Annotated in this window: 21 protein-coding genes and 1 pseudogene; 17 read left to right on the top strand and 5 right to left on the bottom strand. The window is 42.2% G+C overall.

The genetic code is table 11. The features are described 5' to 3' along the window. The first annotated feature begins 27 nt into the window (after positions 1-27). The 4 genes from rlmN to CQS04_RS02295 all read left to right on the top strand — a co-directional run bounded on the left by rlmN (position 28) and on the right by CQS04_RS02295 (position 3,988). On the top strand, positions 28-1,095 hold the full coding sequence (gene rlmN, locus CQS04_RS02310) for a dual-specificity RNA methyltransferase RlmN (RefSeq protein WP_100352589.1): 1,068 nt from the start codon (positions 28-30) through the stop codon (positions 1,093-1,095). 147 nt (positions 1,096-1,242) lie between these two features. Then, positions 1,243-2,217 carry an ABC transporter substrate-binding protein gene (locus CQS04_RS02305; protein ID WP_100352588.1) on the top strand — a complete coding sequence of 325 codons (975 nt, stop codon included), beginning with the start codon at positions 1,243-1,245 and terminating at the stop codon, positions 2,215-2,217. 15 nt (positions 2,218-2,232) lie between these two features. Next, positions 2,233-3,207 (top strand): ABC transporter permease, encoded by a 975-nt coding sequence (locus CQS04_RS02300; RefSeq protein ID WP_100352587.1) that lies wholly within the window; start codon positions 2,233-2,235, stop codon positions 3,205-3,207. Next, positions 3,191-3,988, top strand: a complete 798-nt coding sequence (locus CQS04_RS02295) for an ABC transporter ATP-binding protein (RefSeq protein ID WP_100352586.1) — start codon at positions 3,191-3,193, stop codon at positions 3,986-3,988. Before CQS04_RS02300 ends, CQS04_RS02295 begins: the two co-directional genes overlap by 17 nt. Before the next feature lie 214 nt (positions 3,989-4,202). On the opposite strand, the gene ilvA is transcribed toward CQS04_RS02295, so the two are convergent. Further along, complete coding sequence (ilvA, locus tag CQS04_RS02290; protein WP_100352585.1) at positions 4,203-5,468, bottom strand: threonine ammonia-lyase IlvA; 1,266 nt, start codon at positions 5,466-5,468, stop codon at positions 4,203-4,205. 67 nt (positions 5,469-5,535) lie between these two features. Beyond that, positions 5,536-6,438 (bottom strand): glutamate biosynthesis transcriptional regulator GltC, encoded by a 903-nt coding sequence (gene gltC, locus CQS04_RS02285; protein ID WP_100352584.1) that lies wholly within the window; start codon positions 6,436-6,438, stop codon positions 5,536-5,538. 116 nt (positions 6,439-6,554) lie between these two features. Here gltC and gltB point away from each other — a divergent pair, with 116 nt between their 5' ends. The 4 genes from gltB (at position 6,555) to hisF (ending at position 14,033) form a co-directional block, all read left to right on the top strand. Further along, complete coding sequence (gene gltB / locus CQS04_RS02280; RefSeq protein WP_100352583.1) at positions 6,555-11,054, top strand: glutamate synthase large subunit; 4,500 nt, start codon at positions 6,555-6,557, stop codon at positions 11,052-11,054. Between the two features lie 14 nt (positions 11,055-11,068). Further along, the gene (locus CQS04_RS02275) at positions 11,069-12,538 is read left to right on the top strand and encodes a glutamate synthase subunit beta (protein WP_100352582.1); all 1,470 of its coding nucleotides are present in this window, start codon (positions 11,069-11,071) and stop codon (positions 12,536-12,538) included. Between the two features lie 107 nt (positions 12,539-12,645). Then, positions 12,646-13,269, top strand: a complete 624-nt coding sequence (gene hisH, locus CQS04_RS02270; protein WP_100352581.1) for an imidazole glycerol phosphate synthase subunit HisH — start codon at positions 12,646-12,648, stop codon at positions 13,267-13,269. Continuing rightward, on the top strand, positions 13,263-14,033 hold the full coding sequence (gene hisF / locus CQS04_RS02265; protein ID WP_100352580.1) for an imidazole glycerol phosphate synthase subunit HisF: 771 nt from the start codon (positions 13,263-13,265) through the stop codon (positions 14,031-14,033). The genes hisH and hisF overlap by 7 nt, the downstream gene beginning before the upstream one ends. 205 nt (positions 14,034-14,238) lie before the next feature. On the opposite strand, the gene CQS04_RS02260 is transcribed toward hisF, so the two are convergent. Continuing rightward, positions 14,239-14,670, bottom strand: coding sequence for a hypothetical protein (locus CQS04_RS02260; RefSeq protein WP_100352579.1), 432 nt, complete (start codon positions 14,668-14,670; stop codon positions 14,239-14,241). After that, a complete protein-coding gene (locus CQS04_RS02255) occupies positions 14,663-15,229 on the bottom strand; it encodes an SLOG family protein (RefSeq protein WP_165775434.1) in 567 nt (188 codons plus the stop codon). The genes CQS04_RS02260 and CQS04_RS02255 overlap by 8 nt, the downstream gene beginning before the upstream one ends. 92 nt (positions 15,230-15,321) lie before the next feature. Between CQS04_RS02255 and CQS04_RS02250 the strand changes: the two genes are divergently transcribed. Together CQS04_RS02250 and CQS04_RS13915 are read left to right on the top strand one after the other, a co-directional pair. Further along, positions 15,322-15,450, top strand: coding sequence for a DUF2642 domain-containing protein (locus CQS04_RS02250; RefSeq protein WP_165775433.1), 129 nt, complete (start codon positions 15,322-15,324; stop codon positions 15,448-15,450). A 124-nt stretch (positions 15,451-15,574) separates the two neighbouring features. Further along, positions 15,575-15,733 (top strand): annotated as a pseudogene (locus tag CQS04_RS13915) (manganese catalase family protein); the annotation flags it as partial. 46 nt (positions 15,734-15,779) lie between these two features. Here CQS04_RS13915 and CQS04_RS02245 read toward each other — a convergent pair. After that, on the bottom strand, positions 15,780-17,054 hold the full coding sequence (locus CQS04_RS02245) for an MFS transporter (protein WP_100352576.1): 1,275 nt from the start codon (positions 17,052-17,054) through the stop codon (positions 15,780-15,782). 121 nt (positions 17,055-17,175) lie between these two features. On the opposite strand from CQS04_RS02245, the gene CQS04_RS02240 reads away from it, so the two are divergent. The 7 genes from CQS04_RS02240 (at position 17,176) to CQS04_RS02210 (ending at position 26,365) form a co-directional block, all read left to right on the top strand. Next, the gene (locus CQS04_RS02240; RefSeq protein WP_100352575.1) at positions 17,176-18,720 is read left to right on the top strand and encodes a Ppx/GppA family phosphatase; all 1,545 of its coding nucleotides are present in this window, start codon (positions 17,176-17,178) and stop codon (positions 18,718-18,720) included. After that, positions 18,717-20,786 (top strand): RNA degradosome polyphosphate kinase, encoded by a 2,070-nt coding sequence (locus CQS04_RS02235; protein ID WP_100352574.1) that lies wholly within the window; start codon positions 18,717-18,719, stop codon positions 20,784-20,786. The genes CQS04_RS02240 and CQS04_RS02235 overlap by 4 nt, the downstream gene beginning before the upstream one ends. A 101-nt stretch (positions 20,787-20,887) precedes the next feature. Continuing rightward, entirely contained in the window at positions 20,888-22,333 is a 1,446-nt protein-coding gene (locus tag CQS04_RS02230; RefSeq protein ID WP_100352573.1) for an MDR family MFS transporter, read from the top strand. A 180-nt stretch (positions 22,334-22,513) separates the two neighbouring features. Further along, positions 22,514-23,689: an ABC transporter substrate-binding protein gene (locus tag CQS04_RS02225; protein ID WP_100352572.1), complete on the top strand. Its 1,176-nt coding sequence runs from the start codon at positions 22,514-22,516 to the stop codon at positions 23,687-23,689. Between the two features lie 71 nt (positions 23,690-23,760). Then, positions 23,761-24,636 carry a branched-chain amino acid ABC transporter permease gene (locus tag CQS04_RS02220; protein WP_100352571.1) on the top strand — a complete coding sequence of 292 codons (876 nt, stop codon included), beginning with the start codon at positions 23,761-23,763 and terminating at the stop codon, positions 24,634-24,636. A gap of 9 nt (positions 24,637-24,645) precedes the next feature. Then, on the top strand, positions 24,646-25,608 hold the full coding sequence (locus CQS04_RS02215; protein WP_100352570.1) for a branched-chain amino acid ABC transporter permease: 963 nt from the start codon (positions 24,646-24,648) through the stop codon (positions 25,606-25,608). Beyond that, on the top strand, positions 25,586-26,365 hold the full coding sequence (locus CQS04_RS02210; protein ID WP_100352569.1) for an ABC transporter ATP-binding protein: 780 nt from the start codon (positions 25,586-25,588) through the stop codon (positions 26,363-26,365). Before CQS04_RS02215 ends, CQS04_RS02210 begins: the two co-directional genes overlap by 23 nt. The last annotated feature ends 1 nt before the right edge of the window (position 26,366 follow it).

Genomic DNA, 26,366 nt, shown 5'->3' with positions numbered 1-26,366 from the left:
TGAGGATGAAATGAGGGACTATACATTATGAAAAAATCTATTTATAGTCTGACGAAGGATCAATTAACAGAATGGTTACTTGAACGAGGTCAGAAAAAGTTTCGTGCTGAACAGGTCTGGAATTGGCTTTATGTGAAGCGCGTACAATCATTTGAAGAAATGAATAACGTCAATAAAGAATGCTTGCAGTTACTTAGCGAACACTTTGTGATGCAGACGTTAAAAGAGTCTGTAAAACAAGAGTCAGCAGATGGCACAATCAAATTCTTGTTCCAGCTAGAAGACGGGAACTTGATTGAAACAGTTTTAATGCGTTTCCATTACGGCCTTTCTGTCTGTGTGACGACGCAAGTTGGATGTAACATCGGCTGTAGCTTCTGTGCAAGTGGTCTTTTGAAAAAAAGCCGCGATTTAGATGGCGGTGAAATCGTCGGACAGATCATGAAGGTTCAAGAACACTTGGATGCACAAGGGAAAGGTGAACGCGTCAGCCATATCGTAGTAATGGGAATCGGAGAACCGTTTGACAATTACACGAATCTGATGAACTTCTTAAATGTAGTTAACGACCAAAAAGGTCTTTCTATTGGAGCACGTCATATCACTGTATCCACAAGTGGACTTGCTAAAAAAATCCGTGAGTTTGCGGATGAGCAAACACAAGTGAATTTGGCAGTGTCCCTTCACGCACCGAATGACGAGTTACGTAGCAACATCATGATTATCAATAAGGCCTTCCCAATCGAGAAATTGATGGACTCTGTTGATTATTATTTGGAGAAAACGAACCGTCGTATCACGTTTGAATACATTTTGCTTCGTGATGTCAACGATCACGTGGAAGAAGCAAAACAGCTGGCAGATCTTCTAGAGAACAAGCGTCACTTGTCGTATGTGAACTTGATTCCATACAATCCAGTGGATGAGCATGGTCAGTATCAGCGTAGTACGCCAGAAGCAATCGATGCGTTCTTCCAAACGTTGAAGAAACGCGGAATCAACTGTGGTGTTCGCACAGAGCAAGGTACCGACATCGATGCCGCTTGTGGTCAGCTTCGCAGTAAACAAATCAAAAAAGAAAAAGTCGCAAATTAATTTAAAGTCAGTAGAGATATTATCTCTGCTGATTTTTTTATTTGTATTATTTCTGAAAATTCCATTGACTTCTCTTTCAAGTGTCTGTAATATAGCCCTTATAATACTTCGTCGCTTCAACGCGCTAAAGTTAAGGGGGATAATTATATGAATTGGAAACGCACATTAGGACTTGTCGCACTATCATCGACCTTGGTACTTGCAGCTTGTGGAGATTCTTCAGAGGAAGCAGCAGCAACTGAAGATACAGTTACAATTGGAGTCACGCAGATTGTTGAGCACCCATCTTTAAATGCAGCATTTGAAGGGTTCCAAAAAGCAATTGAAGACGCTGGTATCGAAGCAGAGTACCAAATCGAAAACGCTCAGAATGATACTAGTGCGAATACGACGATCGCTACCAACTTAGTGAGCAGTGGTGTTGATTTGATTTTCGCAAACTCCACTCCTTCTGCACAAGCAGTCGCAAGTGCTACTTCCGAAATCCCAATCGTTTTCACATCTGTTACGGATGCAGTAAGTGCGGAACTTGTCGCTTCAATGGAAGAACCGGGTGGAAACGTGACGGGAACAGTTGATACTCAACCTGAAGCCATCCCGAATACGATCGAGTTCTTAAAAAATGAGCTACAAGCAAAATCTATTGGAATGGTGTTCAACTCGGGAGAACAAAACTCTAGAGCTCAAGTTGATGTAGTGAAAGCAGAAGCAGAGAAATTAGGTATCACTGTAGAAGAAGCATCAGTAGCTACTTCAGCAGAAGTGAAACAAGCTGCAGAATCTCTGATCGGTAAAGTAGATGCGTTTTACATCATTACAGATAACACGGTTGTCTCAGCTTTAGAATCTGTCTTATCGGTAGCTACAGACAATGAACTTCCCGTCATGGTAGGAGAATTTGATTCGGTAGCACGTGGTGGTCTAGGGGCATTTGGTTTTGATTACTTTGAAATCGGCTACGAAGCTGGAGAAATGGCTGTAAAGATCTTAAACGGTGAAGCCACTCCGGCTGAACTGCCAGTTCAATATCCTCAAAACGTTAAATTTGTGGTGAATGGGACGGTCGCAGAGCAGTTAGGTATAGAAGTAAAAGATGAATGGAATGCAGAACTCGCAGAGTAGAAATGAGGGATTCAAATGGTAGGAGCATTAATTGGTGCTGTTGAGCAAGGGTTGATTTACGGAATCATGGCTCTAGGTGTCTATTTAACATTCCGGGTCCTTGATTTTCCGGACCTTACGGTTGACGGAAGTTTTGTGACAGGAGCTGCAACCGCAGCGGCGATGATCGTGATGGGCTATTCTCCAGTACTTGCAACACTGGTTGCCATTGTCGTTGGATTTGTAGCAGGTGTCGGAACGGGTCTCCTGCATACCAAAGGCGGCATCAATCCTTTATTATCTGGAATCTTGATGATGATTGCTCTGTATTCTATCAATTTACGAATTATGGGGTGGACGGTAGAAAATGCAGTGGGCCGTCCTAATATCCCGTTATTACAATCAGAAACGTTGTTTAGTCAGTATACAGCTTGGGCGACAAGTTTAGGGATTCCTGTTGAAATTAGCATCATCTTATTTGCAGCAGTGGGTGTTACAGTCGTGAAATTGGCATTGGATGCCTTCTTGAAAACAGAAGTGGGTCTTGCTCTTCGTGCAACTGGGGATAACAAACGAATGATTCGAAGTTTTTCAGGAAACACTTCTACACTAACGATTCTTGGGCTTGGCTTATCCAATGGTCTTGTAGCTCTGTCAGGCGCTTTAATTGCTCAATACGGGAAGTTTGCAGATGTCGGGATGGGAATTGGAATGATTGTCATCGGTCTGGCTTCGGTCATTATTGGAGAGGCTCTATTTGGTACCAAATCTATCGTTCGAGTCACACTAGCTGTTGTGATTGGAGCTGTCATCTACCGTCTCGTTTTAGCCTTTGCACTTCGTATTGAATTTTTAGATACAGGGGATATGAAGCTTCTAACAGCTGCGATTGTTGTTCTTGCACTAATTGTTCCAGGCAAACTAGGCGAAACGAAAAAACGTTTAGCTCGAAAGAGATTGCAATCCAAATCCGTTACTAAAGGAGGGACCGAACTTGTTAACCATTCGTAATTTACACAAACGGTTCAATGAATCGAGTCATGACGAAAAAATCGCGTTACATGATCTGTCTCTTCATTTGAATGACGGAGATTTCGTGACGATTATCGGCAGTAACGGTGCGGGAAAATCTACATTGCTAAACTGTGTCTCCGGCACGTTACAAGGAGACGGGGGCACCATTGAAATTGCACGGAACCAAGTCGATTCACTCGCAGAGCATGCCAGGGCCAAATGGATTGGCCGTGTGTTTCAAGATCCAATGGCTGGAACCTCACCTAGTCTCACGATTGAAGAGAATTTAGCTGTTGCACATGCACGAAACCGAAAACGAAGCTGGCGATTTGCGACTTCCAAAACAAAGCGAGACCATTTTCGCGCAGCGCTAGAAGTCTTGCATTTGAATCTTGAGAACCGGTTGACTACCAAAGTGGGTACATTGTCTGGAGGAGAACGGCAAGCATTGTCTCTTTTGATGGCCACATTCACGAATCCGTCGTTATTACTTTTAGATGAACACACAGCAGCACTGGACCCAGCACGAGCGGAGCTGATTACGCAGCTGACGAAACAGCTTGTAAATGATCAGCAACTGACGACGTTGATGGTGACACACAATATGCAGCAAGCGATTGATTTAGGGAACCGTTTGATCATGATGGATCAAGGAAAAATCATTTACGAGGCAGATGCTGAAACGAAGAAGCAGTTGAACGTCCAGCACTTGTTAGAGGAGTTCAAAAAAATTAAGGGCAGTCATGCGTTATCGGACCGCATGCTTTTAGAAGTATAAAGAAGCACATCTCGTGATGAGATGTGCTTTTTAGTTTGAAATGGTTGTGTAAGAAGGGGGGCGAGCGAGCGTTCACGAGCATGGAGCAAGGGTTGTTCAGCATTGAGCGCAATTTGTACTGCATCAAGCGAGGTTTCATCAGCATCAGGCCTGATATCTTCTACATGACCGCTAATTTATTCCGCATCATGATTTCACAAACCCATCAACTCACTTAAATCAACAATTCAAACAGAAGCGAATCTGTATTGACGGCTTTGTATTCAAACCCATTGTGCTCGAATCGAGCAATCAGGGCCTCGTAGTCGTCAGGATCATGAAGTTCGATACCGATAAGTGCAGGGCCGCTCTCTTTATTGTTCTTTTTCGTGTACTCAAACGTTGTGATGTCGTCCTCAGGCCCGAGGACGTCGTGCAAGAATTGACGAAGAGCACCAGCGCGTTGCGGGAATTTCACTAAGAAATAATGCAAATAGCCTTCATATAATAAGGATTTTTCTTTAATTTCTTGCATTCGGGAGATATCGTTATTCCCTCCGCTAATAATTACGACCACTTGTTTGCCACGGATATCATCCGCTACTAAGTCCAGTGCCGCAATAGGAAGAGCACCAGCGGGTTCAACAACGATGGCGTGTTGATTGTACATCTCGAGAATCGTCGTACACACTTTTCCTTCCGGAACTGCTAGCAAGTCATCCACAAAGTGCTTTGCAATGGTAAACGTCTGAGCACCAGCACATTTCACAGCAGCACCGTCTACAAACTTATCAATTGATCTGAGTGGGACCGGCTGCCCTTGTTGAAATGCCTCCGCCATGGAAGCAGCGCCGCTCGGTTCTACACCAATCACTTTTGTTGTGGGCGATATACTTTTCGTATAAGTCGATACACCAGCAATCAGACCACCGCCACCAACACTGGCTAGAATGTAATCTACGGGGCCTTCCAGTTCGTGGAGGATTTCTACAGCGACTGTACCTTGTCCTGCTATGACATCAGGATCGTCGAAAGGATGAATAAACTCAGCACCTTGCTCTGTTGCAAAGACAGTAGCAGCTGCAGCTGAATCATCAAACGTATCTCCTTCAAGTCGAATATCAACAAAGGACCCGCCAAACATTCGCACTTGATTCACTTTTTGTTTTGGAGTGGTCTTCGGCATAAAGATGGTTCCTCGAATAGCTAATGCTGCACATGCATATGCGACTCCCTGCGCATGATTTCCTGCACTCGCACACACTACGGAATTCTTTCTAGCCTGTTCTTCTATAGAAGCAATCTTATAATAAGCGCCTCTTAATTTGAACGACCGGACATGCTGCAAGTCTTCTCGTTTTAAGTAAATATCAGCTTGGTAGCGCGTGCTTAAAATGTCATTTCGTTGAAGCGGGGTATGGGCTACAACATCTTTTAATTGATGAAATGCTTGAAGAATGTCTTCTACTTTCACCAACGATTTGCTTTCAAGTTCAATCATTTCATCACAACCTTTATCAGAATATTTGACAAGTTTAACACACCATTGCGCTGAAGTGCTAGAGCATTTATAAATATTGGTTCATTCTTCTGAAAAATTGGGTGGCAAAATCGATGAATATGGTCTCAGATGGTGTGAGCACTCTTGAAGTGGATGTGATAAGACCGACTGTCCGTTGCATCAAAGGTGCTTCAATCTGAATCTTTTTTGTGAATCGCATCGAACCTTCTGGCAAAGTACTTTCAGGTAAAATCGACACTCCGAGACCAGCGGCAACCAATCCCTTGATGGCATCGAGGTCTTCTCCAACCGAACTGATAGCAGGTTGAAACCCAACAGATTGGCAAGCTTGGATGACAGTCTTGTGAAGAATAAATTCTTCTGGGAAGACGATGAATGGTTCGTTCTTCAGTTCAATCATATGAACAGACGTCTGATTCGCCAGTCGATGTGGAAGGGGAACTAGTAGTGAAAACTTTTCAGTGAATAATTCAGTAGTGATAAGTTCTGTCTCGCCAGTTGGTAACGGACCAATGAAGGAAAGATTGATTGAGCGATCTTTAACTGCATCTACTAAGTAGTTGTAATTTCCTTGGCGAAGCTGAAATTTAACGTCTGGATGTTGCTTGCGAAACGCTGTGATGACACTTGGCAATAATTGAGTAGCAAAACTGCTTGGGAAGCCGATCCGGATGCTCCCTTTTTCGGGATTAAGATACGTATGGACTTCTTCTACACCAAGGTCTATTTCTAGTAAAGCTTTTGACACATGAGTTAAAAAAGTTTTACCAATAGTAGTCAATTTAACGTTTCTTCCAATTCGGTCAAATAATTGGACTCCGAGCTCTTTTTCTAAATTTGCAATCTGACGACTGATGGCAGATTGAGCAACATGTAAATGAAGAGCTGCTTCAGAAATATGTTCGCGTTTTGCAACTTCTTGAAAATAAATTAATTGCCGTAATTCCAACGTTTATCCGCCTTTCTATCTCAAAATGATATAAGTATGATAGTAATTATATATTGTTTATATCATTTTGAAAACTTACACTATTCCTACACATTCATGACATGGAGGGATTGGCGATGACATTTCATAAGTATCCAAAAAAGCAAGGACTGTATTGCCCGACAAATGAGCACGACGCCTGCGGAATTGGACTTTATGCCAATATTAAGGGCAAAGCGAGTCATGACATTGTAACGGATGGTCTTGAAATGTTACATCGACTGGATCACAGAGCAGGACGTGGGCATGATCATCGTACCGGAGATGGAGCAGGCATTATGGTTCAGCTACCAGATGCATTGTTTCGTCAAATCTTGAATTTTCCGCTGCCTCAAAGAGGAGATTATGCTGTTGGGATGTTTTTCTTCCCTCAGGAAGTTCAAGTAGTAGAGGAAGTAAAGAGACAAGTGGATAAACTAGTTGCCAGTTCAAAACATCTTAATCTGATAAAATGGCGCGAGGTTCCTGTAAATGGCTCGGAACTATCGAAAACAGCACAAGATTCGATGCCTATCATTGAGCAGTTGTTTTTAAAGAAAAACGACGCAAAAATGAATCAGTTAGATTTTGAAAGACAGCTATATGTATTCCGAAAAAAACTAGAACGTTTTTTCTTAGAAAATGGCTACGAAGTCTATATTCCTTCGCTTTCAACGGAAACTATTGTTTTTAAAGGACTTCTAACTCCGGTTGAAGTTAGCGAATTTTATCTGGATCTACAAGATGAGCGCTTTGTATCTGCTTATAGCTTGGTTCACTCGCGCTATAGTACGAACACATTCCCGAGTTGGAAACGAGCACACCCAAACAGATACCTCGTCCATAATGGAGAAATTAATACACTTCAAGGCAATGTCAATTGGATGAAGGCACGTGAGCGACAGTTTGTCTCCTCAGTTTTTGGCGAAGACATTCAAGAGATCCTTCCAATCGTTGACGAGTCTGGAAGTGACTCTTCCATGTTAGATAATGCATTCGAGTTCCTGGTCCTTGCAGGACGATCTCCAGCGCATGCTGCGATGATGATGATCCCAGAACCTTGGAGTGAGAACAATCCACACATGACGCCAGAAAAAGAAGCCTTTTACACGTACCATTCTACGTTTATGGAGCCTTGGGATGGGCCGACTGCAATTTGTTTCACGGATGGTAAACAGCTAGGTGCTGTACTAGACCGAAACGGCTTGCGCCCGGCACGCTACTACGTTACAAAAGACGACCGTCTCATCTATTCTTCTGAAGTCGGAGTGGTAGATGTTAAAGAAGAAGATGTCGTCCGAAAAGAACGACTCAGTCCAGGAAAGATGCTACTTGTAGATCTAGAGCAAGGAAGAATCATTGAAGACGATGAATTGAAACAGACAATTGCTACGGAACATCCGTATGATTCCTGGCTAGAGCAATTAGAAAAGCTTGATACGTCTAAAGAATTCGTTGAGAATGAGCAAGAACTTTCCTACAAACAGCATTTAAATCAATACAGCTTTGAAGACATCCACAAATACCTACTGCCTTTAGCTTTGGAAGGCAAAGATCCAATCGGTTCCATGGGGAATGACACGCCGTTAGCTGTGTTGTCAGATCGACCGCAGCTATTGTTTAACTATTTTAAGCAGTTATTTGCTCAGGTGACCAATCCACCAATCGATTCGATTCGTGAAAAAATGGTAACTTCAACTATCAGCTACTTAGGTCCTGAAGGAAACTTGCTGGAATCGGATGCCACGAATGCAAAGAGGATTCAATTGCAGACGCCAATTTTAAAAGCAAGTCAAATGAACCAATTGCGAAATCATCCGGTATTTTCCTCGACAACTTTAGAGTTGCAGTTTACAGGGTCACTCGAAGAAAAGCTCAATTCGTTACTTGAAGAAGTTGATCTGGCACTTGCAGAAGGTAAGCATTTGGTGGTTCTTTCTGACCGCCATCTTTCTAAGGGAGAAAAAGTTGTGCCGGTCCTGTTAGCGAGCAGTGCCATTCATCAGTATCTCGTCAGAAAAGGACAGCGAACGAAACTATCGTTACTTATCGAATCTGCAGAAGTGAAAGAAGTTCACCACATCGCTGCTCTTATCGGGTACGGATCAGATGCTATCTACCCATATTTGGTTTACGCAACGCTTGAGCAATTAATTGAGCAAGGTCATCTGAATAAGTCCTATGATGAAGCTGTAGCTTCAACTGTAAAAGGCTTTACAGATGGAGTCGTAAAAGTGATGGCGAAAATGGGAATTTCGACGATTCAAAGCTACCGTGGTGCACAAATTTTTGAGGCCGTTGGGATTGGACAGGATGTTATCAGTAAGTACTTTACAGGAACGAAATCTCAGCTGGGTGGTATTGACCTATCCACAATACAGCGCGAGATGGAACTTCGTGTTGCACATGCTGTGGAGCAAGCAGCTCAACCATTAGACTCAGGTAGTCAGTTCCAATGGCGAGCGAATGGAGAACATCACGCGTTTCGTCCAAAAACGATTCATACACTTCAGTGGGCAGCTCGCAAAAATGATATAGGTCTTTACAGACAATATGCAGAGATGGCGAATGAGGAGCGACTGGGCTTTTTACGAAATTTATTTGATCTGCGTACAGACCGACCGAAAGTACCGTTAGAAGAAGTAGAGCCTGCAAGCAGCATCGTCAAACGATTTAAAACGGGCGCTATGTCCTTCGGTTCGTTATCTCAAGAAGCTCATGAAACGCTCGCTATTGCCATGAATCGTCTAGGAGGCAAAAGTAACAGTGGAGAAGGTGGAGAACATCCTTCTCGTTATCAACGTGATGCAAATGGCGATTACCGAAGAAGCGCCATCAAACAAATCGCTTCTGGTCGTTTTGGAGTTAAGGCAGTCTATCTTTCTGAAGCTGATGAATTACAGATCAAGATGGCACAAGGTGCAAAGCCGGGTGAAGGTGGGCAGCTCCCTGGGAACAAAGTGTACCCTTGGGTTGCAGAGGTCAGAGGTTCAACTCCAGGAGTTGGATTGATCTCACCACCTCCACATCACGATATCTATTCCATTGAGGATATGGCGCAACTCATCCATGATTTGAAAAATGCCAATCGTCACGCTCGTATTAGCGTGAAACTCGTCTCAAAAGGCGGAGTAGGAACCATAGCAGCAGGTGTTGCAAAAGGAGCTGCAGATGTCATTGTCATTTCCGGATATGACGGCGGAACGGGTGCTTCTCCGAAAACAAGCATCATGCATGCCGGCCTTCCATGGGAACTCGGACTAGCAGAAGCACATCAAACACTTATGCTAAACGGTCTTCGTGACCGTGTGACACTCGAAACGGACGGGAAATTGATGACAGGTAAGGATGTCCTTCTTGCAGCACTTCTTGGAGCAGAAGAATTTGCATTTGCAACGGCACCACTTATCGTGATGGGGTGTGTCATGATGCGTGCGTGCCATCTAGACACTTGTCCAGTCGGTATTGCTACGCAAAACCCAAAACTTCGCGACAAGTTTACAGGAGCAGCAGATCACGTCGTAAATTATATGCACTTTGTTGCAGAAGAACTACGAGAATGGATGGCTAAACTTGGGTTCCGCACAGTAGATGAGCTAGTGGGCCGCACAGATGCATTACATGTTTCTGAGCGAGCTAAGAATCACTGGAAAGCAGGACAACTCGATTTGACCGTATTGTTACATCGTGTTGATGGACCGACTACAAAACAACGTGACCAACAGCACCGTTTAGAGCAGTCACTTGATTTGAAAGTTTTGTTGCCTCAGCTTGAGACATCCATTGCAACAGGTCAGTCTAAAACCGTTCAGTTCGCTATTCGAAATACAGACCGAGTGGTCGGAACAATTGTTGGACATGAAGTTACGAAAAAGTATGGGGAAGCAGGACTACCAGAAGATCATATCCAGCTACACTTGTCAGGTCATGCGGGCCAAAGTCTTGGAGCCTATTTGCCGAATGGAGTTTCTATCTACTTGTCGGGAGATGCGAATGATTATCTAGGTAAAGGCTTGTCTGGAGGAAAGCTCGTCCTCAAACAACCTGTCGAAAGCTCTGTGAAGGATGCCATGATTGCAGGAAATGTAACGTTTTACGGAGCAACTTCGGGTGAGGCGTTCCTGAATGGACGCGCTGGTGAACGCTTTGCTGTTCGAAATTCAGGAGCCTCTATTGTAGTTGAAGGTATTGGAGATCATGGCTGCGAATATATGACAGGTGGGCGAGTAGTTATCCTAGGTGATATAGGCAAAAACTTTGGGGCAGGAATGTCAGGAGGCACTGCTTATATACTACCGGATAGCGAGCAACGAGTAAAAGAACTCAGCAATTTGGAGATGATTCAACTCGTAACAGTAGCAGATGAAGAAGAGTACCACGAGCTTCAAAAGATGCTGATGGACCACTTCTATTATACGAAGAGCAAAAAAGCGGGAGCACTTCTAGCGAATTGGGATGCTATAAAGTACCAATTCATCAAGGTAGAGCCTGTCGAATATGCAAAAATGAAAAAGCGCATTGTTGATTTAGAACACCAAGGCCTTGAAAAAGATCAAGCTGCCTTACAAGCGTTCTACGGGGCAACTGTCGTTTCTTAAGGAGAGTGAAATGAATGGGAAAACCAACTGGATTTTTGGAAATCGGGAGACAAAAGCCGCTCGAAGAACCAGCAAAAAAACGAATTCGTCATTTTAATGAATATGGACAACGCTTCACGGATTCGGAGATGCAACAGCAAGGAGCGCGTTGTATGGACTGCGGCACCCCGTTTTGTCATATGGGAATCGAGATTCGTGGCGTCGCAGCTGGATGTCCCATTCAAAACGTTATTCCTGAGTGGAATGACCTTGTCTTCAGAGGCCAGTGGAAAGATGCTCTTGACCGTCTTTTGATGACGAACAATTTCCCAGAGTTTACGGGGAGAGTGTGTCCGGCACCTTGTGAGAGCTCTTGTGTACTAGGTATTTCAGAACCTGCAGTGGCTATCAAGGGTATCGAACGAAGTATCATCGATAAAGGATTTGAAGAAGGGTGGATCACACCCCGCATTCCTACTTCTAGAACTGGGAAAAAGATTGCTATTGTCGGTTCCGGGCCAGCAGGTCTAACAGCAGCGGACGATCTGAATCAAGAAGGCCACAGTGTAACAGTATTTGAGCGAGATGACCGCCCGGGAGGGTTGCTGATGTATGGGATTCCTTCTATGAAGCTCGATAAAGATGTTGTACTTAGACGAGTCCATTTACTTGCAGAAGAAGGAATTCAATTTATCGTGAATACTGAAATTGGAAAAGACCTGACTCTTACTCACCTTCGTGAAGAGTTTGATGCGGTCATCCTTTGTGTTGGTGCACAGAAGCAACGTGTGCTCCATCTTCCTGGCGACGATGCACAAGGCATAGTTCCAGCCATGAAATATCTAACCAATACAACGAAAGCACTTCTTGATGGTACGAAACCTCCACTCGATGTCAGTAAAAAGCATGTGCTCGTCATTGGTGGAGGTGACACGGGAGCAGATTGTGTTGCCACTGCCATACGCCAAGGATGCAAGTCGGTCGTGCAATTCGGGAAGCATCCGAAGCTTGGTTCAGAACGAGATGGCGAACACATGTGGCCATCAGATCCTAATGTCTTTAAAATGGATTACGCTTATGAAGAAGCCCTTGCAAGCAAAGGCCAAGACCCTCGAGAATATTTGATACAAACAAAAGAAATTGTGAAAGGCAGTTCAGGAGAAGTCGTTGCGTTAAAGACGATACAAATGGAAAAAGTGGTAGGAGAAGACGGCTTCCACTATTTCCGTGAACTACCTGGGACTGAAAAAGAATGGCCAGCGGATGTCGTATTTGTTGCAATTGGATTTGAAGGTATAGAAGAAGAGGTTGCCGCAGATTCCAATCTCACCTTATCACGCAACCGCATCGCCGCTTCAAAAGTAGATTATGCCACCAATTTACCCGGCGTCTACGCAGCTGGAGATGCAAGAAGAGGACAAAGTCTTGTCGTCTGGGCAATTAAAGAAGGAAAAGAAGCGGCTCAAAAAGTGAATCAATTTGTTGCAACACCTCAACCCGTGTAACAGCGGGTTTTTCGTTTGTATTAAAACTTTCTTCTGCTAGTGAATTAAAGTTTTCTCTTTCAATTATTTTATGACGATGGCATAATGAGAAACAGGAGGCGAGTGCGATGATTGGAATATTGGATTATGGTGCTGGTAATATGCACAGCGTGGAAAAGGCCATCAAAAAACTTGGGTACCCGTACGTGCGAATTGAAGACGGGACCTATACAGGTGAAATTGAGCAGTTGATCTTACCTGGAGTGGGACATGCGGAACAAGCTATGAAACAACTCGAAGAACGTGGTCTTGTTTCTTATATAAAAAGAAAAGTTGAAGAAGGTATTCCGTTACTTGGAATCTGTCTAGGAATGCAGCTGCTTCTTGAAACAAGTGAAGAAGGTGATGCACAAGGATTAGGCCTATTAAAAGGCACGGTTCCGTACTTTGCAGATCCGGATTTGAAAGTTCCTCATATGGGTTGGAATGATGTAGAAGATGTGAAAGGCCATTTCTTATTAAAAGACCTTCCTAAACAAACGGATTTTTATTTCGTTCACTCTTATTATGCAGCCCCTAAAGATACAGACGATATCATTGGATTGACAGCTTACGGGACACCTTTTGCTTCAGCAATAGGCAATGACTATGTAATGGGCGTGCAGTTCCACCCCGAAAAGAGTGGAGAAGCGGGCATGAAGCTGCTCGATAATTTTTGCCGTTATGCAAAGAAAAAGGTGACGACATGTTAAAAAAACGAATTGTACCAGCTATTGATGTTTTAGATGACAAAGCAGTGAAATACGTTCAATTCCGTAATCCCACTATCATAGGAGATCCTGCAGAACTTGGACGAAAATACGCTGAAGATGGAGCGGATGAACTGATCTATTTAGACACGACCGCTTCATTGAAAAATCAAGAAGTGAAATATGAGTGGATCCGAAGAGTGGCTGAAGAAGTCTATATTCCCTTCTCTGTAATCGGAGGTGTCAGAACGATTGAAGATTTCCGCCTGTTGCTTCGTGCAGGTGCGGACAAAGTAGGAGTGAACTCTGCTGCTGTATTGCGTCCGGAACTATTGAACGAAGCTGCAGCAATCTTTGGGAAACAATGTGTCGTACTGGGACTTGATGCGATGCCGATCCTAAGTGAAGATGGTTCGATCGAGCGGTGGGAAGTCTATACGCACTCTGGCCATGAGAATTCAGGACGAGACGTCTTAGAGTGGGCTCAAGAAGCTGCATATCGAGGGGCCGGTGAAATCATCTGTACAAGTATTCATAAGGACGGTATGAAGACAGGGTATGATCTAGAGTTAATCAAACTTCTTTCTGAAAATGTCTCTATTCCGATTATCGCTTCAGGTGGTGCGGGCGAACTGCATCATATCTCTGAAGTTTTCACTGAAGCAAAGGCAGATGCGGCACTTGTTGCCTCTATGATTCATTACGGTCACTATACGATTCAAGAAATTAAACAACACGTCAAAGAACACGGCATTCCAATGCGTTAAAAAGCACCTCCGAGGAGGTGCTTTTTGTTATCAGTTCATATTTAAACTTAGTTTAGATGCTGGTTGGAAGTTTTGTAGAATCGTCTGGACATATTGCTTATCCAACTTAGGTATTTGGTACAGATGGTGCTGATTTTTCCACATAAAAAAGCCTCCTTTGCATAATCGCTAGTAGTATGCTCAGGAAGCTCTTCAGTTATTCGGTTTAGTAAGAACTGGCAAATTTTTTTAAAATAGACTCCACAAATGCAATTGTCGTTCCAATGGATCCTTGAGGATCAAATCCTTGAATATAATTGAGAGGGAGATTTAACTCTGCAACTCCTTCATTGGCGTCATAAGTGAATGCATATTGGAAATCAGGATTGTTCCAAATAGAGGCAAGCTCATTTTTCACAGTTTCCATTTTTGACTTCGGAATGTAGATTCCAATCAACGCATTGTAAAACCGAAAGATGTCATCCGTTTCTAGCACGAATCCTTCAATTCGAAAGTCTTGGTATTCTGGCTTGGAAACGTATAAATAATGATCTAAATGGTCATTGAAATAGGACATAGCTTTAGATAAATCTTCTTCCGTGAATGAGTGGAGTAACTCATCCGTCTCTTTAGAATAGATTTCAAAGTGTCTAGTCATGGTCATCGCCTTCTTTCCATTTCATCTGTTCTGCAGTGTCATTCAAATCAAAAGATGTAATTTGTTCGACAACGAATGAGGGCTGTTTTTCCTGATAGCGTCCGATTAATTCCATAAAAAATTTGGGACTCGCAGGTTGTTCATCATCGTATACGACTAGAGCACCTTCCGTATTTCGAAGCAAGAACTTGTCCCGCTCTTGGAATTGCCATGGACCTTGGTACCCACCTGTCGTTAGTGCTTGGTAAAAGTCAGCTTCGAGCACAAGTTGTTGAAACTCCGCTTGTTTGTCTGGTTTTAATCGATTGGTGAACTCTGAAAATGGCGGAGTTATAGAAAGTTTTAGAGGAATTCCTTCTTTTTTCAACTCCACTACAACCTCTGCTCCCCAAATTTCGACGCCTTGTTGTCCAGAAATTAATACCCATTCCAGTCCTTCCTCATAGTAACGAAGAATCCGTTCTTTTAGTGCCGTTTTAATAATAGAAATACCTGGATGTTTAGAGTCGAAAATACCGAGTTCCGTTGCGCGGTATCCGCTGATCACAAGTTTCTTCACAGACTCACCTCTAAATTTAGTGTAACATAAACTCCTTTTTTGAATAGGTTAATATGAAAGCGAGGGATTCAGTGTGTCAATCAACTCCACTTGTGAATTATGAGGCAACCGTGGAATCTTATGGGGTGCGTCATTTACGTGAACTTCAAGGTCAACAAGTAACCATTCAAACTCAGCGGTCTACTGTAGAAGGGACATTAACAATGGTCCATTACGATTGAGTTGTTGTCACTAAAGAAGAACGAGACTTCGTTGTTCGTAACCAACAGATCATCTGGTTTTCACGTTCGGAGGGCTACTAATGTTCCAGCGAACGAGTAAGCTGTTAATTGACTTGCCCCAAGTGGTGAGCACCCAACAACTGGAGCGCCATTGATTGTAGAGGCGGGGAGTCCAGAAGGGGCGCCAATTCCAGAGCTCGATGACTTACCAGAAGAATTTGCTCCGGGGCTTACGACTGAAGATTACAGAAAGATTGCCAAACGCTTGATGGAAAATTTATAGATGAAAAAAGCTCTTTCCGAAGACAATCGGAAAGAACTTTTGAGGTTTACTCATTGACTACGACTGGAGGGGCATGATGGTCTGGCTCTGGTACAAAACGCAAAATAATGAAACCGACTATGAAGAGCACAATCAAGCTGAAGACGCCTGTTGAAGAGTTACCCGTTACTTGAGCGGTAACACCAACGAGTAGCGGACCTAAAATCGCTGCAAATCGTCCAAAGATGTTATAGAAACCGAAGAACTCATTAGAATTTTGTTTCGGGACAAGCTTGCCGAAATAAGAACGGCTCAAGGCTTGAATCCCCCCTTGTGAAGTTCCTACTAGCATGGCTAGAATGAAGAAGTCGGTTACGGAATCCATGAAATATGCATACGTACATACAATCGTATAAACAAAGATCCCTACATATAACATCATCTTTTCCCCGAACTTGCCAGCTAGGTGACCATATAGGAAAGCAAAAGGTGCTGCAATCACTTGTGTGAGGAACAAGATACCAAGTAGCCAAGTAGAATCAAGACCTAGGTCAGTACCATACGCTGTTGACATAGAAATGATGGTGCCGACTCCGTCAATATAGAAGAAATAAGCAAGGAGGAAGAGAAAGACAGCTCGGTATTTGCGAATTTCTTTGAACGTAGTAAACAACCTTTTAAAGCTTTGAGCCACCGGATTTGGTTCTCTCGGAACAAAATGAATTTGTTTTACATTTTTAAAAATAGGAATAGAAAAAATTACCCACCAAGCTGCTGTTATCAAGAAAGCAATCTTACTAGCTGTATCTGCAGCGAATGGAAGAATCCCTTGTTGACTCAGAATAATGATAGCCATGGCGATAATAAAAGGAAAGAGACTTCCTATATAGCCCATCCCATAACCACGAGCAGATACTTTCGCCATTCGTTCGTCTGTTGTGACATCTACGATAAAGCTGTCATAAAACACATTAGACCCTGTTGCTCCTAGTGCAGCAAATGTATAAATAATCAATAGAAGCAGCCAATTCTCAAAAGGCACAAGTGCTAGCGCTATTGTAAATGTCACACCAATTGCAGTGAATACGCTAAAAAATTTCTTCTTCAGCCCTTCATAGTCTGCAATAGTTCCCATTATAGGACCGAGTAAAGCTAGAATTGTTGTGAAGATTGCAATCGTGTAGCCTAAATAAGCAGTGGAATCGGCCCCTGCAATGCCAGCCTCGGTTGCGGAAGATTTAAAATAAATGGGAAAAATTGCGGTAGTTATAATGAGTGTATATGCTGATGAGGCCCAGTCATACATCACCCAGCTGTTCTCTTTTTTACTGTACTTTTTCACAAGACCTTCCCCCTCTTTTTAACATTGTATCGCATCGTTATGAATTTCAGGTAAATTTTCTGAAAAATAACTTCATTAGAATCCGAATCCGTTATAATAAAAAGAAACGGCAGGTGAGTGTATGGACCAGTTACGCGCCATCATTGATATCGGATCAAACTCCATTCGACTTGTAGTCTACAGTTATTCTTATGAAAAAGGGCTAGAAGAACACCATAATATTAAGACAGTGGCTCGTCTAAGTAACTATTTGAACGATGACTTAGTATTAGAACAAGAAGGAATCGACAAGCTAGTCGAGACCCTTCAAAACTTCAACGCCTTTTTAAAAGATTTATCTATTCCGCAGCCTGTCATAGCAGCAACTGCTGCAATTCGACAGGCAGTCAATCAAAAAGAAATCTTACAGCAAGTGCATGACAAGACGGGTATGGCGATAGATGTCTTATCCACAAAACAAGAAGCCTATTATGGATACCTTGCAGTGGTTTTGACTACCGATTGCAAAGACGGGCTAACTGTTGATATGGGGGGAGGAAGTACTGAGGTCACGTTATTTAAAGACAAACAGTTACTTGAATCTTTCAGTTTTCCATTTGGAGTCGTCACCTTAAAAAAGAAATTTATCTCAGGTGATCTTCCAACTCTTCAAGAACGAAAAGCAATTCAAGCTTTTGTGAAAGAGCAATTTTCACAGCAGCCTTGGATTGCCGAAAAAGGCAAAGGACTTCCTGTCATATCAATAGGAGGAAGTGCTCGAAACATCGTCCAGATTGATCAAAACCGTAAAAATTATCCGTTGTCCGGTACTCATCAGTACGAGATGACTTTAGAGGATATGCGAGCGGTCGATCACCTGCTAAAGAAAATATCATTTGCAGACAGAAAGAAAATTGACGGACTTTCTTCTGACCGAGCCGATGTCATTGATGGCGCTATAATTACGTTTCAAGCCTTACTTGAGATGAGCAGCTCCACACTATTCATGCACAGCAGAAAAGGACTTCGTGAAGGGATCATCATCGAACAATTAGAGGCCAATAATGAACATACTTTTTTCGTCGATGAGGTAGCATCAAGTGCAATCCGGCATGTCCACGGAAAATTTGGAATCAAGAAGCTAGAAGAAAATGACTTGATCGATGCATTTCACAAGCTTCATCAGCAATTTTCTGAAGCAGGATGGATTCAAGAGTGGTCAGATGACCCAGAGATGCTTACTTATGCTTACCAGTTATTCCATTTTGGCAAACAAGTCGATTTAGAGTCTGCCAGTCAACACACATTTTATTTGTTGACGAATAGTACATTGGATGGTTTCACGAATAAGCAAAAGTTGAAATTGTCTCTGCTTGCTTCATATAAAAATAAGCAAACTTTCCAGCAGTATATTCAACCGTATCAAGGCATCTTACCCATGCAAGAAATTGAAGAATGTCGAGAAGCTGGAGCGCTGCTGCGGTTTGTTCACGCTCTCCAGACCACAAATCATTCGAGTGTCTATGATGCACAGATGCACACAGATAGAGAAGATATTGTGTTGACTCTTTTTGCAAGAGGTTCTCATGTTTTAGAGTCTTATCAGGCGGATAAAATGAAGAAACATATTGAAAAATTGACGAACAGGAATGTTCGAGTACAGTTTGAGACGGAGGCATCTGTATGAGCGATTTTACATATGCGCATTTTAACAACCGAGAACTCAGCTGGTTGGCTTTTAATGAGCGAGTTTTGGAAGAGGCGGAAGACGAAGACAACCCGTTGTTTGAGAGACTCAAATTTCTAGCTATTTTCAGCTCCAATCTGGATGAGTTTTTTATGGTTCGAGTTGCGGGTCTCCAAGATCAAGTTCGAGTAGGGTTTACAAACCCCGAAGCAAAGTCGGGGCTCACGCCACTTCAGCAACTAGAAGCCATTGCTGAGAAAACGCAACAACTGGTAGCTCGTCAAATGAAAGTATACCGTCAGCTGATGGAAGTGGACCTGCCTAAGGAGGGTCTCCATGTTATCAGTTATTCAAAATTAAATTCAGATCAAAAAAAAGGAATCGATCTACAGTTTGATGAAGAAATCTATCCTGTCATAACTCCTGTTGCAGTAGATGCTTACCGTCCATTTCCCATTTTGCTAAGTAAGACGATGAACATTTTGGCCATGATTGAAGACGCAGATGAAGAAGACGACTTAAAAATCGCCATTGTCCAAGTGCCGTCAGTTCTTAAGCGCTTTTTGGTCGTAGAATCAACTAGAGATTCCCATACGATCGTATTATTAGAAGATGTAATAATTGGAAACTTGTCAAAATTGTTCACAGGCTTCACTGTCAAACATGCAAATCCATTCCGTATCACTCGAAATGCAGATCTCACGATACATGAAGAAGGCGCGCGCGATCTTTTAATTGAAATTGAGAAAGAGCTTAAGAAGAGAAAATGGGGTGCTGTCAGTCGTCTAGAAGTGAAATCAAGCGAAATTAAACAAAAAGTACTGACCTATTTATTAGATGAACTAGAAATTACAGCAAGTGATGTTTATAAAATAGATGGGCCGCTCGATGCTACGTTCTTGTTTTCATTCACTAAACATTTTGAAACGCAATTTCCAAGACTCTCTTATCCGGTTTTTATGCCACAGCAGCCCCGAGACTTAAAGAGAGAAGAAGACATGTTCCAAAAAGCATTGACTCAAGACCTGTTTTTCTTTCATCCTTACGAATCGTTTCAACCGATACTTGAATTTGTTGAAAAGGCTGCAGACGATCCCTATGTCCTTGCAATCAAGCAAACTTTGTATAGAGTCAGTGGAAATTCACCGATTATAAATGCATTAAAACGAGCAGCAGAGAATGGCAAACAAGTCACCGTGTTAGTGGAATTGAAAGCGCGATTTGATGAAGAGAACAATGTCATCTGGGCAAAAGAGCTAGAGAAAGCAGGGTGTCTAGTGATATACGGAATGCACAATTTAAAAACGCACTCCAAAATCACATTGATCATCCGACAGAAACAAGGCAGAATTGAACAGTTTGTGCACCTTGGAACAGGAAATTACAATGACCAGACCGCAAAAGTCTATACAGATATGAGCATTATCACCACCAACAAAAAAATTGGAGCGGATGCGACGAAATTCTTTAATTATTTGAGTGGGTATATGGACAAACCGGATTATCAGAAGCTTGTTGTTTCACCATTTGAGATTAAAGACCGTTTTGTAGAATTGATTGATGAAGAGATAGAGTTCCACAAGACCTTTGGCAATGGCCATATCAAGTTGAAGATGAACTCGTTAACAGATAAGGACCTCATTGAGAAACTCTATGAAGCTTCTCAAGCTGGAGTTACGATTGACTTAGTCGTAAGAGGGATTTGTTGCTTACGACCAGGAATCAAAGGAATTAGCGACACTATTCAAGTTATCAGTATTGTAGGGCGCTTTTTAGAACATTCACGAATTTATTATTTCCATCGCAACGGAGCTTCCAAGCTATACTTATCCTCAGCGGATATGATGACACGCAATATGATCAAACGAGTAGAAATTTTGTTTCCAATCCTGTCTCCAAGTATTAAGAAACGAATTTTGTCAATTTTGGATTTGGAGCTTCGAGATACTACAAAAGCACGGGTTCAAAACTCAAGTGGAATCTATTGTTATAGAGAGTCAGATGAAACGATACATGCACAACAGCAATTCATGAGTTTTGCAAAGAAGGGATGGCGCTCTGATTGAGCGTCATTTTTTGGTTCGGTATTTCGTATCACAAATAGTTTGATTATCTAAATATTTTGAGGTACGATGTAGAAATGTAAAAAAAGAAAGAAGGATTTTGTATGAAAAAACCACCTTATGGGATGATTGCCATCTTATTTATCGGTGCGTTCGTAGCTTTTTTAAATAACACGCTCCTAAACGTTGCTTTGCCTACCATCATGGTAGAATTTGATGTTAAACCTTCTCAAGTTCAATGGTTAACTACCGGCTATATGCTTGTTAACGGAATCCTCATCCCTGCATCTGCTTATTTTATTCAGAAATTCAAAAACCAAACTTTGTTTATTACAGCAATGAGCTTGTTCACTTTAGGAACATTGGTCGCATATCTAGCTCCAGCTTTTTGGATATTAGTCGCTGGACGTATGATCCAAGCATGTGGTTCTGCGATCATGATGCCACTTTTGATGAACGTCATGTTAATTGCTTTTCCAATAGAACGACGGGGAACAGCTATGGGACTGTTTGGATTAGTCATGATTATGGCCCCTGCAATTGGACCAACACTCTCTGGATTCATTGTAGAAAATTACAGCTGGCGAGTATTATTTGCGATGATCTTACCATTTGCTCTTATTCCTTTAATTTTAGCCATATTCAAGTTGAAAAACATTACTCCTCAGCGGGAAGTAACGCTAGATAAGTTTTCACTAGTTTTATCGACTATTGCTTTCGGAGGTCTATTGTACGGATTTAGTGCAGCAGGAGATAAAGGATGGGATTCGGCAATCGTCGTAAGTACTCTTGCGGCGGGTACAATTGGGTTAATTTTATTTATTAAAAGACAACTGAAATTAAAAGAGCCGCTTCTCGAGTTTCGTATTTACAAATTCCCAATGTTTGCCCTTGCTTCAGCCATATCCATCGTATTATCTGCCGCAATGTTCTCTGGAATGATTTTAACGCCACTATATGTACAGACCATCAGAGGGTTCACTCCACTTGAATCAGGTTTATTGATGTTACCAGGAGCTCTTGTCATGGCCATCATGTCACCAATCACTGGACGTTTATTTGATTCATTCGGCGCCAAGTGGTTGGCATTGATTGGTCTGTCGATTTCAGCTTTCGCCACATTTGAATTAAGTACGTTGACGATGGAAACAAGTTTTCAAGTTATCATGATCTTCTATACACTGCGTATGTTTGGATTTTCCATGATTTCAATGCCTATCATGACAAACGGTTTGAACCAACTATCTGCACCACTTTATCCGCATGGTACAGCGATGAACAATACGCTCCAACAAGTTTCCGGAGCTATTGGATCGGCTATCTTCTTAACAATTATGAACACAAGAATGAATCACTGGATTGAAGTTCAGATACGTGAGCTACAGCTTACCGGAGTCACTCCAACTGAGCAGATGATAGGAGAACTTTCCAGACAAGGTATGCTTGAGGGGATCACGTATTCATTTTTCATAGCGGCTTGTGTAACTTTGGTTGCACTAATATTAACTTTATTTATAAAGAGAGTAGTACCAAAGCGCGAAGAAGTTTAATTCTTCGCGTTTTTATTTATGTATACTAATATATTCATTAAATTTTCTAATAAAATCTGAAAATTTATGTAGACGGATAAAAAGTCATGCATTACAATGAAGTTGTTCAAACAAGTACGACAGTTGTGAATTGTGAAAATAGAGAGACAATTTAACTGTCAAAAAAATGGGGGTCTAGTAATGAAAAAATCGAAATTTGCGTCATTGTTTTTAGCTTCAACTGTGATTCTTGGCACTCTGGCAGCATGTGGTGACACAGGTGGCAGTTCTTCAGGAGATGGCGATACAATTAAAATCGGGGCTAACTTAGAGCTTTCTGGACCTGTAGCTTCTTATGGTTCGTCTGAACTTGAAGGTATCGAAATGGCAATTGAAGAAATCAATGCTGACGGTGGAATCGACGGCAAAGAAATCGAATTGACAAAAGTAGACAATAAATCAGATGCGGCGGAAGCAACCAATGCTGCAATTAAATTAACAGATCAAGACGAAGTAGTAGCCATCATTGGTGCTGCAACTTCAGGAAATACAGTAGCACAAGTTCAAGTGGCAGGTGATTCTAAAACGCCACTAATCACGCCATCAGGTACAAGCCCGACGGTAACTGTTGCTGAAGATGGTTCTGTAAATGAATACGCGTTCCGTACATCATTCATCGATCCGTTCCAAGGTACAGTAGCTGCAAACTTTGCGGCAAATGAATTAGGTGTAAAAACCGCTGCAGTTTACGCTGACAACTCTTCTGACTATGCTAAGGGTCTTGCTGCATCGTTCATCGAAGACTTTGAGGCTGCAGGTGGAACAATCGTTGCCGAAGAATCTTATGTTGCAAAAGATACAGATTTCCGTTCTACATTGACTCGCTTACAATCTGCAGATGCAGAATTCATCTTCATCCCTGGATACTATGAAGAAGTTGGATTGATTGTTAAGCAAGCTCGTGAGCTTGGCATTGATGTTCCTTTAATGGGAGCAGATGGATGGGATTCACCAACAATCGTCGATTTAGCGGGTGCGGATGCACTGAATAACACATACATCATCAACCACTACTCTGCAGAAGATCCAGACGGGAAAGCAAAAGAATTTGCTGATAAGTTTGAAGAGAAATACGGCAAATTACCAAACTCTTTCAACGCTTTAGGATATGACACAGTCTATCTGTTAAAAGATGCGATTGAGCGTGCTGGAGAAGTTGATGGAGAAAAGATTAAAGATGCATTAGCTTCTACTGACGGACTAGAGCTTGTAACAGGTTCTTACTCTGTCGACGAAAACCACCACCCAGTAAAATCAGCTACGATTTTAGAATTCGTTGATGGAGTTCAAGTCTTTAATACGAAAGTTAACCCTTAAGGGGTGCGTTATTAGGGGGGAGAACATGTCCCCCCTTTTTCTTTTGGCAACACATCAAAGGGGGTTTACTTATGGAAATCATTCAACAGATTTTGAATGGTATCTCGGTCGGGAGTATCTATGCACTTATTGCACTCGGCTACACGATGGTGTACGGGATCATCAAACTAATCAACTTTGCACATGGTGACGTCTTCATGTTAGGTGCATTCATCGGGTTTTATGCAATTACCCAGTTCCAGATGAACTTTTTTGTCGCACTGATTTTCTCCATGGCAATCACAGCTTTAATTGGAGTGCTCATTGAGCGCATTGCTTACAAACGCTTACGCAATGCGACGCGTATAGCAGCCCTGATTACGGCTATCGGAGTTTCATTACTTATTGAATACGGATTTATTTATATTCGAGGGGCTCAACCTGAGGCCTATCCAGATGTGTTTGGTCGTCAGTCTGTTTCTTTATTTGGCGCGACAATTGACATGAAAGCTGTGCTGATTTTGTCTGTATCTGTGATTTTAATGTTGCTTCTCCAATTTATTGTTCACAAAACAAAAACAGGTAAAGCGATGCGCGCTGTATCACATGATACAGAAGCAGCTAAATTGATGGGGATTAATGTCGACAATACGATTTCTGCTACTTTTGCAATAGGTTCTGCATTAGCTGGGGCAGCTGGTGTCATTTTTGGATTGTATTATACAAAAATCGATCCATTAATGGGTGTCATTCCTGGTCTAAAAGCATTTGTGGCAGCCGTTCTTGGTGGTATCGGCATTATTCCAGGTGCCATGGTAGGGGGCTTGATTCTTGGTCTAGTTGAAACTTTTGTTAGTGCCATCGGGTTTTCATTGTGGCGAGATGCTGCGGCATTCATTATTTTGATTTTGATCTTAATCTTCCGCCCATCAGGGATTTTCGGAAAAAATTCAAGAGAGAAAGTGTAGGTGGACAAAATGAAAAGACATTCAAAAGCGTTTTGGCCCCTACTAATTGCAGCTCTTGTCTTTTACGCAATTGTTCAGGGTCTTATTATGACGGATATGCTTGGAGCGTACCACACAAATACGCTCATCTTTATTGCGATTAATATTATCTTAGCAGTCAGTTTACACTTAGTAATTGGAATTACTGGACAGTTCTCTATCGGTCATGCTGGATTTATGGCGGTTGGGGCTTACTTATCGGCTATTGTTACAATGAAATTTGATCTTCCGTTTGTTGTAGCCATCATTGTTGGTGGGTTAGTGGCAGCTCTTGCTGGTTTGATTGTTGGAATCCCAAGTTTACGTCTCCGCGGCGACTATTTAGCGATTGCAACACTTGGTTTTGCAGAAATTATTCGCATCATTTTCTTGAATATCGATTATGTTGGTGGAGCTGCTGGGATGCAGGTCAGCAAAATGACGGACTGGACTTATACGTTCTTCTTCATGTTGATCACGATTCTAGTGATTGTAAACTTCACGCGTTCACGTCACGGTATTGCTGCTTTGTCGATTCGAGAAGATGAAATAGCTTCCGATGCTATGGGGATCAATACGACATACTATAAAGTTGTGGCATTCGTCATTGGAGCGTTCTTTGCTGGAGTTGCAGGGGCGTTATTTTCACATAATTTTTACATTGTCTTACCGTCTCAATTTGGATTCTTGAAATCAGTCGATATTTTGATTTTAGTTGTATTAGGGGGGTTAGGGAGTTTATCAGGCGCCATCATTTCTGCAATCTTCTTAACGCTGGTATCGACATTCTTACAAGATTATCCAGAAACGCGTATGATTATATACAGCCTTGTATTGATTATCGTCATGTTGTACCGTCCACAAGGGTTGATGGGAACAAAAGAAATCACAGATTATTTCCGAGGTTGGACGTCAAAAGGAGGTAAAGACAATGGAAAAGACACCATTACTTGAAGTAAAGCAAGCGGGTATCCAATTTGGAGGCTTAAAAGCCGTACAAAACTTAAACCTTGTTCTTTATCCAGGGGAACTTGTTGGCCTAATTGGACCGAATGGTGCCGGGAAAACGACAAGCTTCAACTTACTGACAGGCGTTTATGTGCCAACTGAAGGGGATGTTGTATTTCAAGGAAAACGGATCAACGGGATTGCTCCTTATAAGGTGACGCAATCTGGAATGAGCCGAACGTTTCAAAACATTCGATTGTTCCGTGACATGACGGTACTTGATAACGTGAAAGTTGCGTATCATGCCCTTGCAAAACATACCATGTTAGCTTCGATTCTTCGCCTTCCTTCTCACTTTGCTGGAGAAAAGAAAATGGAAGAAGATGCAATTGAATTTTTAAAGATTTTTCGGTTAGATCGTTATAAAGACGAATTGGCCAAAAATCTTCCATATGGGCAACAAAGGAGATTGGAAATCGCTCGGGCACTCGCTGCGAATCCTAAACTTTTGCTATTAGATGAGCCTGCTGCAGGAATGAATCCACAAGAAACACATGATTTAATGGAACTGATCGCATTCATTCGTAAAAAGTTTGATCTGACTATTTTATTGATTGAGCATGATATGAACCTAGTGATGGGCGTTTGTGAACGAATTTATGTATTAGATCACGGCCAGTTGTTGGCTGAGGGACCTCCTGAAGTGATCCGGAACGATCCGAAAGTTATTGAGGCCTACTTAGGTGAGGAGGTAACAGAATGAC

Source organism: Chryseomicrobium excrementi (genome assembly GCF_002798305.1).
Classification (GTDB): domain Bacteria; phylum Bacillota; class Bacilli; order Bacillales_A; family Planococcaceae; genus Chryseomicrobium; species Chryseomicrobium excrementi.
This window is presented reverse-complemented; position numbering and strand designations above follow the sequence as displayed.

Excerpts from the sequence above, each read along its gene's own strand:
- rlmN (WP_100352589.1), top strand. The coding sequence starts at position 28 with ATGAAAAAATCTATTTATAGTCTGACGAAGGATCAATTAACAGAATGG.
- CQS04_RS02305 (WP_100352588.1), top strand. The coding sequence starts at position 1,243 with ATGAATTGGAAACGCACATTAGGACTTGTCGCACTATCATCGACCTTG.
- CQS04_RS02300 (WP_100352587.1), top strand. The coding sequence starts at position 2,233 with ATGGTAGGAGCATTAATTGGTGCTGTTGAGCAAGGGTTGATTTACGGA.
- ilvA (WP_100352585.1), bottom strand. The coding sequence starts at position 5,468 with ATGATTGAACTTGAAAGCAAATCGTTGGTGAAAGTAGAAGACATTCTT.
- gltB (WP_100352583.1), top strand. The coding sequence starts at position 6,555 with ATGACATTTCATAAGTATCCAAAAAAGCAAGGACTGTATTGCCCGACA.
- CQS04_RS02275 (WP_100352582.1), top strand. The coding sequence starts at position 11,069 with ATGGGAAAACCAACTGGATTTTTGGAAATCGGGAGACAAAAGCCGCTC.
- hisH (WP_100352581.1), top strand. The coding sequence starts at position 12,646 with ATGATTGGAATATTGGATTATGGTGCTGGTAATATGCACAGCGTGGAA.
- hisF (WP_100352580.1), top strand. The coding sequence starts at position 13,263 with ATGTTAAAAAAACGAATTGTACCAGCTATTGATGTTTTAGATGACAAA.
- CQS04_RS02260 (WP_100352579.1), bottom strand. The coding sequence starts at position 14,670 with ATGACTAGACACTTTGAAATCTATTCTAAAGAGACGGATGAGTTACTC.
- CQS04_RS02240 (WP_100352575.1), top strand. The coding sequence starts at position 17,176 with ATGGACCAGTTACGCGCCATCATTGATATCGGATCAAACTCCATTCGA.
- CQS04_RS02235 (WP_100352574.1), top strand. The coding sequence starts at position 18,717 with ATGAGCGATTTTACATATGCGCATTTTAACAACCGAGAACTCAGCTGG.
- CQS04_RS02230 (WP_100352573.1), top strand. The coding sequence starts at position 20,888 with ATGAAAAAACCACCTTATGGGATGATTGCCATCTTATTTATCGGTGCG.
- CQS04_RS02225 (WP_100352572.1), top strand. The coding sequence starts at position 22,514 with ATGAAAAAATCGAAATTTGCGTCATTGTTTTTAGCTTCAACTGTGATT.
- CQS04_RS02220 (WP_100352571.1), top strand. The coding sequence starts at position 23,761 with ATGGAAATCATTCAACAGATTTTGAATGGTATCTCGGTCGGGAGTATC.
- CQS04_RS02215 (WP_100352570.1), top strand. The coding sequence starts at position 24,646 with ATGAAAAGACATTCAAAAGCGTTTTGGCCCCTACTAATTGCAGCTCTT.
- CQS04_RS02210 (WP_100352569.1), top strand. The coding sequence starts at position 25,586 with ATGGAAAAGACACCATTACTTGAAGTAAAGCAAGCGGGTATCCAATTT.